Here is a 7,459-nt window from a genome sequence, read left to right on the forward strand (position 1 = left end):
AGATACACCTGGGCGATTTGCGTCGTGATTCCAACACCGGCGAGTAACAGCCATTCGCGCGGCGTTGGCCAGACTGCGTTTGACCACATAATCGGAACGGCGGCCGGGACAGAGATGAGAGGGAACCACAGAACAACCACCAGTGGGTCTTCGGACTCACGGAGCTTCCGAACGAGGACATAGGCTACGGAAGCCAGGATTGCACCCACGATTGCGACACCCACGACGAGAGGTGGCAGCATACCGACGGCGGATCGCGTAAGGAACGAAGGACGCGTAATGACGAGAACACCCGTGATGCTAATGAACAGGCTCGCTGCCTGTCGCAGGCTGACATGTTCGCGGAGGAATAACGCAGCGAGGAGCGCGACGAACACGGGGTGCGTGAAGTGGATGACGGTCACGTCCGCAAGCGGGAGGCGCGCGATTGCGTAAAAGAAGCACAACAGAGCCATGAAACCGCTGATGCTTCGGACTAGCAGGAGGCCCTTGCGGTTGCCCCACGGGCTGATTCCGTGGTGGCGAAGCATCCCTAGTGTCAGAACGACGGAGATGACACTTCGAAAGAACACGACCTCGGCGCTTGGTATCCGTGTCCCGATCATCTTCACGAACACGGTCATTAGTGAGAAGAACAGCGCGGCCGACGCCATGTAGCGAAGGCCAATCGGGATGTGCAGTCGCGACGGGATTCGAGTCAACGGGATGTCAGGACGTGTCGGGACGGGACGGGCCAGGTACCGGCGGATGCTGTGGATCAACCATCAAGATAGGGGAGGCCGCCGAATTCGCAGACGCGATGACAGTCTGATAAAGCCTCTGAGTGAAATTGACAGAATCCTTCAAAACAAAGCGTGTTCGGAAGTGGTATTATTGGTCTCCGCTTGTTTGAGCGGCAAATAGGCCTGTAGCTCAGTTGGCAGAGCAGCTGACTCTTAATCAGCGGGTCCAGGGTTCGAGTCCCTGCAGGCCTACGATGAAAGCGCCCCAGGATAGACCATTTTGTTTGTTCTGGGGCGTTTGTGGCAGGCGACAGTTTTCTCGTCATGTGCTCGTCTGTACGCGACTGTGAAGCTCTGTGCGTAAGTCCCTGAAGGTCTCGACGGTTGGGCGCGCAGCCCGCTCGGTAGCCGCTTTAATGAAACTCCGGGGTTCGCACTAATGCATCGTCGTTCGTTTCACCTCAGTTCACCCTTAGCTGTGCTCTGGCCTGGGAATGAACGGTAACGCTCTCTAATGCACCTGACCAACGGGTTCAGCCGATATCCACCGTCGTTGAATCGTTCGACGCCTCGTCGAGTACCTCGACTCCGAGCGACGCGAGTCTGCCCGCGACATTCAGCCTGAGTTCCTCGGCAAGTCCCTCCGTGTCGAGTACGAAGCGGTAGTCCGCGACCGCCTTCTCCGTCTCGCCGACCCACTCATAGACACCTCCTCGATCGATCCGGTGAATCATCTGCTCGGGCTCAAGCTCGACACGTGCCGTAAGATCGGCGATCGCTTCGTCGTAGCGCTCAAGTTTGAATAGTGCGATGGATCGCCAGGTCAGCGCACGAGCGATATCTCCCGCTTCAAACTCGTACCGCTCGATCACTCTGGTGAAATCAGGCAAGGCGTCCTCGAGTCGGTCAAGGGTGATCAGGCATACGCCGCGAAAGAAATAGGCCCACGTCAGCGTAGAGTCCAGTTCGATGGCCTGGCTCAGATCCGGCAGCGCTTGTTCATACTGGTTGCCCTGCCATCGAATCTGACCACGTTTCAAGTGTGCCCCGGCGTGTGCCGGGTTCTGCCTGATAGCTTCGTCGTAGTGGAGCAGGGCTCGCTTGAAGTCCACATTGGCGAGCGCGTCATTGCCGAGAGCGTAGTCAACCTCAGCCTCTTCAGCTGCATCGAGGCAGCCAGCCATTACTATCACGAGTGAAAGGAATGCGAGACCGGGAATTCGTCTGTTACGAATCGTCATTGCGATCACTTTGTTGCGAGGGTGGATAATCTCGATAATAGAGCAATACTCGGACGACTCTCCTAACGAGAAAAAATTCCAGTGCGGCGAACGATGCGCCCGCAATGTCAGGGGCAGCCTATTCGATATTCAATACTCAGGATGGCCGAGTAAATGTGCGGCCGTTTGAGTAGTGTGCCGGGTGGGCATCACTCCATGCTCTTCGCATAGCGTTGCCGCGCCATGGATTGAGGTGGCTGTTGCGGTATGTTACGACAATCCAAAATCCTCAGCCCACGTCGCGTCGCCGAGAAGCAACTACGGTCCCCTGCATTCACCCTTCCGCATGAACGGATGGGCGAGGATGTTCTGGATTGCGGAAAGCTCGTCATCCAGAACGACACTCTCGCCACCCATCAACTCGATCGTAACTGAATCGATCTCGAGGCACGTCGTCGCCGCATTCATGAACGCTGGATCGTTCACAAACGAATAGTAGCTGTCGCCGTCCGGCTCGATCGGGCCCTTCAACTGGATCACGTGGTCCGTACTGCCGGACACAATGCAGTGCACCAGATTGCCATCCGAGTCGAATCCCTGGAACGCAACCTCCACGCTACGGATGCGACTTTTCGACACGTTGTAGATCCGAATCTTGGGCTCAACGCCACCCTTATCCGCCACTTCAAACGTGACATTCAGAAGCACGGGGATTCCGGCGGCGACCAGATCGGACACGGCTTGCTCCACGTTCCCGCCCGCATTCTGTGCGCTAACTCCCATTCGTGACAACTTCCGGCTACGGTCGGGGGAGACGCTTCGTCGCGAGATGGAAAGATTCTCCACACCATCGTTCAGAAAGAAGGAGTTGCCGACTTTCCATTGTTCCTCAATCTCATTGCTGAGATCGAAATCCACAAACCAGAACGGATACTTCTTGCCCACAAGCACAGCAAGGAGTGTGTCCTCGGTCGTGAAATCGTCGCCGTCGATGACGTCTACGGGTGTCATCGGGGGAACCATCAGCGTATCACCCGGCCGAAACTTGGAGGTCTGGCCGTGCGCCGGGACGTGACTAACACCCACCAGCAACGACAGGGAGAGAACCAGATGTAGTGATTTCATGGTTTCGATTGCGGCCCTCAACGAAACAATGATGCGCGGATTCTTTATCGCAAACTGCATCGTACCGAGGAAATGTGTTGTAGGGGAATGTCACAAATGATCGTGCTGCGTCCTCAATATCTTCTTTACCCTGATCACCACCCCGCGCCTCCGAGGGTGCCTCGGCGATTTGTTTCCACGTCCCACGACCGGTTCGGCACTGGGCCTGGGCTCCAAACCGGGCTACGTCTTACGCTGTGCACACCGAATCTCGCTTTCGGGAATGCCGCCGGCACACAACGGAAATGAGGGCGTTATAAAATGTTCGACATTTTACGCGACTCACACTTTCTCATGAGATCCTACATTCTGCCCCCAGGGACCAAGACCCTGATTGTCTGGTGTGGTCTTGGCCTCCTGTTTTCCGCAAGTGGACCGCGACTCGCCAACGCACAGGAATCATTAGAGGCGAGAGGGGACTCGTTGTTCTCCGCTCACGACAACCTGCGGGCTCTGTCCGTCTACAAGGAAGCGCTGAAGACCGAGGAGTCGTTCAATCTCTTGTTCAAGGCGGGGAGCGCAGCTCTGCTTGTTGGCCAGTACACAGAGGGAGAGTCCGAAGCGTATTTTGAGGAGGCGGTGGGCTTCGCCGAGCGGCTAGGCAACAAATACCCCGATCAACCCGGATCGTGGACACTGCTGGCGGCTACCAAGGGACAGCTCGCCAAGTTCAGGGGTCCGCGTGAGAAGGCAAGAGTAGCACGGGGCGTATATACTCACGTGCACCAGGCACTCGCTCTTGATTCAACATATGCTTTTGCATACGTGGTAGCGGGTATCCTCGCCAGAGAGGTCTCGCAGCTCGGCTGGGTAAAGCGGCTCGCAGCCAGTGCAGTTCTTGGAGGCTTACCGCCCGGCAGTCTTCCAGAGTCGAAGCGACATCTCGCGAAGGCAATTCGGAATGCGCCCGAGTTCATAATCGCGAGATGGGAATTCGCGAAGACATGTCTCGCACTCGGCCAGGACGACGAAGCGCTGGTGCATCTGAACTACATTAAAAAGCTCACTCCTGCGAACTCCGAAGAAGATCGTCTTCAGCGCAAAGCTGCCGGTGTGGGTGCTGACCTGGCGAGGCGCCTTTTAGGCAAACTGTAGCATCCTGGTGTGCTATGACAGTCGAGAATTCTGCTACCATTAAGACGAATAGTTGGATCGTTTGCCGAGCTAACCGCTTCAGGAAAGTGATCTTTGCCGGTATGATCCTCGCTAGCGTTCTCGTCGCGGCGTGCAGTGAAGTAGTTACCCCGTTTGTTTCCAGCGATCGCCAGTACTCACTTTTCGGGACCCTTGAGATGGATCGCGACACACAGTTCGTTCGTGTCGTCACCATCTCCCGGGATATTGACGTCACCGAACCACCTGCACTTCCTGTCGTCTTTCGGTCGCATGATCTTAACTCCGGCGGTGTTGTCGTATGGGAGGATTCTCTATTTGATTTCGACGGTAGACCCGGTCACGTCTTCTGGGCCCCTCTAAGAATTCAGTCCGGCCACACGTATCGCATTGAGGTGGATCCTGACGATTCCGATCTCTTGACAGCTGCCGTGACCACGGCGCCTCCGGACGTTCGTGCTCTCGTACTCGACGAGAATCTGGAGGTCCACGAAGTAGACGGAACGCCCGCTGGAACGCAGCGCGTAGTCTGGCAGGGAGTCCACGCGAAGCCATTCAGGATCGATATATGGTACCGATTCCTCGCCGCCGTTCGGGCTCCATTTGTGGATATTCGGATCCCGACCGAGCCGGTAAGTACGGCGTCCGAAGACGCTCAGGCGTGGGAAATCCGGGTTGACCTGCGCCAGGATCGCGAGACCCTCGAAGATCTGGTCGATGTTAACAGTATGGCGCTCATGGGCATTGGTGTGGAGATTGTTCTCCTGGACGAGGGATTTGCACCGCCCGGGGGCACGTTCGATCCAGATATTCTGTCGCAGCCCGGAGCATTTTCCAACGTTGAAAACGGTTTCGGTTTTGTAGGAATCGTCGGGCGATTCGCGATTGAGTGGTCGCTGGAACGAGAATCGTTGGACGAACTCGGATATATTTCACCAGAGGATCTCTTCGGAAAGACCTCATCGACAATCATGACGCGCCGTAAGTTTTCGACAGTGCGCGATTCACAAACGGATGACGGGCATCACCAGCACGCCTGCACTGGGCGACGCAAGGGAGATGAAATAAAGTCCTTTCGCAACGAGAATACCCGCGTCGGTTTCTCCCGTCCAGACTGACGTGTGCACTCCGGTCTCTACGAGTCCGGATCTGAGTGATTTCACTCTGCGACCCATAACGTCGAACACGACAAGTTCTAATGGTTCCGGGCGTGGAATCTCATAACGAATGGTGGTTTGCTCAACAAAAGGGTTTGGGTACGCTGACGTCAGTTGGTAGGTAGGCGTCGCTACGTCTTCAGCAACGGTAACGGCGATATCGTCGGACCTGATTGAGAAGTACGACTCGGCGGAGAATTCAGAAGCAGCGTAGCTCGGGTCGATGGCTTGAACTCGTGCGACATAGTCACCTGCGGCGAGATCTCGCAGGGTCCAACTAACATTGTGTTGCACGTTTCCAGGACCTGACATTTGTCGACTCCCCGCGGGCGACAATGTATTCGCACTCATGACAATTGAACCGTCGCCCACACTGCTGATCTTCAGGTTGTACGATAGGCCGTTTGGACCTGATTGCTCGTCAGTCCCCCGAGTCCAGGAGATAGTAGCTGAATGGCCGTCCACGTCGGACGTGACTGTCCCTGGTGCCTCAGGCGGCGAGTTGATCGATGGGACTCCATTTTGATACTGATTTGTCGTCGGTCCATTCGCTCGAGAGTAGCCGGCAAGCAGGAGATCCAGATCACTATCGAGATCATAGTCTCCCAATTTCACTCGTGCCGGATACATCCCTGGGAAAGTGGCGCCCAGGGAAAAGCCGCTGTCACGCTGACCCCGATACACGGCCGCCATGCCACGACGTGAGACCAGGTCCCTTGCGCCCGAAACGACTAGCTCCGGGAGACCATCCTGGTCCAGGTCACCCCAGGCCAGGCTGCAGGCTAGTAGGTCGGCGACATCGGTGTTGATCGGGATCAAAATCGCTCCATCGTTCGAATAGATCTGAGTTGTCGGCTGCAGGAATCTCGGGCCCGGTCTCGCGCCACAGATCGCAAGATCGAGGTCGTTGTCGCTATCGAAATCTCCCCATGCCACAGCCCCGTACGCCACGCCCGTCAACGGCGTATTTGTATTCGTAAAAGTGCCGCGGTCATTCCGATATAGGTCCGCGGAGAACGATCCATCGTTCCTTTCTCCGATGATCACGAGGTCAAGGTCGCCGTCATTGTCGTAGTCACCAGTCGTGCTGGCTCCATATCCGACGCCCTCCAGGTCGGCGGTCAGCTCGAACGTACCGCTCCCGTTGTTCGTGAAGATTCGTGCGATGCGGGTTCCGATGGAAATGAAGCCGGTAATGAGGACGTCGACATCGCCGTCATTGTCGAAGTCGCCCGTTGTCAAAGATCCAGCATAGGTTGGATCTATCGATGGTGTTGTGGCTGTAAAACCATCGACTCCGTCATTCCGGAGTAGAGCAATTTGTGCTCCTGCGCCACCCTGCGCTCTAGTGCCGGAAAGAATCATGTCCAGATCGCCATCCCGATCAAAATCGTCCCACGCCATACTACTGTGCCACAGACCGGAAGCGTCAGCAAGAAGGTTGTCCCCGTAGCTCGTGAATGGTCGTGTCGGGTTGGCCGGAAAAGACCTTCGCCCTGATTCCAGGTGGAGGAGAATGCCGGAGTACGTACGCGGATCTGTGGCCCGTTGCCAGTTGCCCGCCAACGCCACATCCAGATATCCGTCGCTATTGACATCTATCCATCCCACGTCAGAGAAACTGACTCCCCGGAGCTGCTGAGTGACGAACTCGAACGTGAACGGCTGGGATACCGATGGTGCCACTGTCGTAAGGACGACAGTCAAGAACACGGCCGATATGATACGATCAGGATTCAAAGGTGACCTGGTTTAGGGCACAACGAACGACTGCTCTGCCGCAAATGGAGATCCGGCGTAACTGTGGTCAATGGCCTGAACGGTCCAGTAGTAGCGACCGGGTTGAAGTCCTACGATCCTCCATGAATGATTGGATCCGGCGTTGCCGATAGCGACGACGAGACGCTTACCACTATCGAGAGACAACGGTGACATGATGTCACTCCGGCCTTGAAGGGAGCCGACTCGCAGGTTGTATGTGAGACCGGCAGGCCGAGTCATCCCGGCGGGAGGTGCCAATAGTGAGTCGGCTCCGGGTTGCCAGGACAAGACGACGCGGTCTTGCTCGATCGCGGCCGAGAGG

General features: G+C 56.4%; 7 protein-coding genes and 1 tRNA gene. 3 read left to right on the forward strand and 5 right to left on the reverse strand.

From position 1 onward, the window contains the following. The coding region (locus HKN37_06720; protein NNE46336.1) for a DMT family transporter at positions 1 to 701 on the reverse strand (701 nt) is incomplete at its 3' end. Positions 702 to 901: 200 nt separating this feature from the next. Here HKN37_06720 and HKN37_06725 point away from each other — a divergent pair. Then, positions 902 to 974: transfer RNA gene (locus HKN37_06725), tRNA-Lys, on the forward strand. 281 nt (positions 975 to 1,255) lie between these two features. Here the strand turns inward: HKN37_06725 and HKN37_06730 are convergent. Then, the gene (locus tag HKN37_06730; GenBank protein NNE46337.1) at positions 1,256 to 1,963 is read right to left on the reverse strand and encodes a tetratricopeptide repeat protein; all 708 of its coding nucleotides are present in this window, start codon (positions 1,961 to 1,963) and stop codon (positions 1,256 to 1,258) included. 297 nt (positions 1,964 to 2,260) lie between these two features. Beyond that, entirely contained in the window at positions 2,261 to 3,067 is an 807-nt protein-coding gene (locus tag HKN37_06735; GenBank protein NNE46338.1) for a hypothetical protein, read from the reverse strand. 333 nt (positions 3,068 to 3,400) lie between these two features. Here HKN37_06735 and HKN37_06740 point away from each other — a divergent pair, with 333 nt between their 5' ends. Together HKN37_06740 and HKN37_06745 are read left to right on the forward strand one after the other, a co-directional pair. Further along, complete coding sequence (locus HKN37_06740) at positions 3,401 to 4,201, forward strand: hypothetical protein (protein ID NNE46339.1); 801 nt, start codon at positions 3,401 to 3,403, stop codon at positions 4,199 to 4,201. Between the two features lie 101 nt (positions 4,202 to 4,302). Continuing rightward, complete coding sequence (locus HKN37_06745; GenBank protein ID NNE46340.1) at positions 4,303 to 5,337, forward strand: hypothetical protein; 1,035 nt, start codon at positions 4,303 to 4,305, stop codon at positions 5,335 to 5,337. Here HKN37_06745 and HKN37_06750 read toward each other — a convergent pair. Together HKN37_06750 and HKN37_06755 are read right to left on the reverse strand one after the other, a co-directional pair. Next, on the reverse strand, positions 5,224 to 7,116 hold the full coding sequence (locus HKN37_06750; GenBank protein ID NNE46341.1) for a T9SS type A sorting domain-containing protein: 1,893 nt from the start codon (positions 7,114 to 7,116) through the stop codon (positions 5,224 to 5,226). The two genes, HKN37_06745 and HKN37_06750, sit on opposite strands and share 114 nt — an antisense overlap. Before the next feature lie 12 nt (positions 7,117 to 7,128). Beyond that, on the reverse strand, positions 7,129 to 7,311 hold the full coding sequence (locus HKN37_06755; GenBank protein ID NNE46342.1) for a hypothetical protein: 183 nt from the start codon (positions 7,309 to 7,311) through the stop codon (positions 7,129 to 7,131). Between the last annotated feature and the right edge of the window lie 148 nt (positions 7,312 to 7,459).

This window comes from Rhodothermales bacterium, assembly GCA_013002345.1.
GTDB lineage: Bacteria > Bacteroidota > Rhodothermia > Rhodothermales > JABDKH01 > JABDKH01.